Source organism: Roseburia inulinivorans DSM 16841, assembly GCF_000174195.1.
GTDB classification, from domain to species: Bacteria; Bacillota; Clostridia; order Lachnospirales; family Lachnospiraceae; genus Roseburia; species Roseburia inulinivorans.
Genome location: NZ_ACFY01000166.1, coordinates 1 through 1,868 on the forward strand (window position 1 = coordinate 1; position 1,868 = coordinate 1,868).

General features: G+C 41.9%; 1 protein-coding gene. It reads left to right on the plus strand.

What is annotated here, in order from left to right; all coding sequences use genetic code 11:
* The first annotated feature begins 497 nt into the window (after positions 1 to 497).
* Positions 498 to 1,781, plus strand: coding sequence for a group II intron reverse transcriptase/maturase (gene ltrA / locus ROSEINA2194_RS18150; protein WP_158555625.1), 1,284 nt, complete (start codon positions 498 to 500; stop codon positions 1,779 to 1,781).
* Positions 1,782 to 1,868: the final 87 nt, after the last annotated feature.

Sequence of the window (1,868 nt, forward strand, 5' to 3'; positions counted from 1 at the left end):
TTTTCTTTGTTTGCGCGCCATGGGCGCGCTCTAACGGGTGTAAGTCCCGAACATGCCCAGGTAGTGGGAAATGTATAGCCGAACAGCAAGGGTGTCTACTGTGAGGTGGAATCTGAAGGAAGCTGTAAGCGAATCTCTGGTCCGACGGACAGAAATCGCATATAAGGCTAGGCTTCGAGTGATAAGCTGGCAAAGAACAGTGAAGTCTAATAACTACCACGTTTGTAGAAGCAGAGTAAATGCGGCGGATATATGGAGAGAAAGAGCGTGCACCTTAAGCGTGGAGGTCTCACAGAGGTTTCATTAGCCTAGTAACAACGAACTGTGAGAAGTCAGCCGAGCCCATAGTAGTGAAGAAGTTTCTGTAATGGAAATGGAGCGAAGGGGCGAACAATCAATAAGTTTGAGTATGTCTCGTATTGCAGAAATGGCAACATCTGCCGTAACCAATCGGGTAAAAGATGGTCAAATCAAGCGAGACGGAAAGGAAAGAACGCATGGACACAAGTAGTCTAATGGAGAAGATTTTATCTAGCGATAATCTCAACAGAGCGTATCTGCAAGTCGTACGAAATAAAGGTGCAGAGGGAGTGGACGGAATGAAGTACACGGAACTCAAAGAACATCTTGAAAAGAACGGCGAAATCATCAAGGAACAGTTGAGGACAAGAAAGTATAAACCTCAACCAGTACGAAGAGTGGAGATACCAAAGCCTGATGGCGGTGTCAGAAACCTAGGAGTACCAACAGTAACAGACAGATTCATACAGCAAGCCATTGCACAGGTATTAACACCAATCTACGAGGAACAATTCCATGAACATAGTTACGGATTCAGACCGAATAGATGTGCACAGCAAGCAATCCTAACAGCACTTGACATGATGAATGATGGTAACGATTGGATTGTAGACATTGACTTGGAAAAGTTCTTTGACACGGTAAACCATGACAAGCTTATGACTATCATAGGCAGAACTATAAAAGATGGAGATGTTATCTCTATCATAAGGAAATATCTTGTCAGTGGAATCATGATTGACGATGAATATGAGGATTCTATTGTGGGAACACCGCAAGGAGGAAATCTTTCGCCGTTATTGGCAAACATCATGCTCAATGAACTTGACAAGGAAATGGAAAAGCGAGGGCTTAACTTTGTGCGATATGCAGATGACTGTATTATCATGGTTGGAAGTGAAATGTCTGCAAATCGGGTAATGAGAAATATATCTCGATTTATTGAGGAGAAACTAGGGCTCAAGGTCAACATGACTAAGAGTAAAGTAGACAGACCAAGCGGACTTAAATACCTTGGATTTGGGTTCTACTTTGATCCAAGAGCACATCAGTTTAAGGCAAAACCACATGCTAAATCAGTAGCGAAGTTTAAGAAGAGAATGAAAGAACTCACATGCCGTAGTTGGGGTGTTAGCAACAGCTATAAAGTGGAGAAGCTTAATCAGCTCATAAGAGGTTGGATTAACTACTTCAAGATAGGCAGTATGAAAACACTATGCAAGGAATTAGATTCAAGAATCCGTTATCGGCTTCGCATGTGCATTTGGAAACAATGGAAAACACCGCAGAATCAAGAGAAGAACCTTGTAAAACTTGGAATAGACAGAAACACAGCTAGACGAGTTGCATACACAGGTAAAAGAATAGCTTATGTATGTAACAAAGGCGCAGTAAATGTTGCTATAAGTAACAAAAGATTAGCCTCATTTGGACTAATTTCAATGTTAGATTACTACATCGAAAAGTGTGTTACTTGTTAAGTTGATTGAACCGCCGTATACGGAACCGTACGTACGGTGGTGTGAGAGGTCGGAATTTCTCAATTAAGAGAAATTCCTCCTACTCGA

Bases quoted from the DNA above. Each gene is read 5' to 3' on its own strand.
- ltrA (WP_158555625.1), top strand. From the start codon at position 498: ATGGACACAAGTAGTCTAATGGAGAAGATTTTATCTAGCGATAATCTC.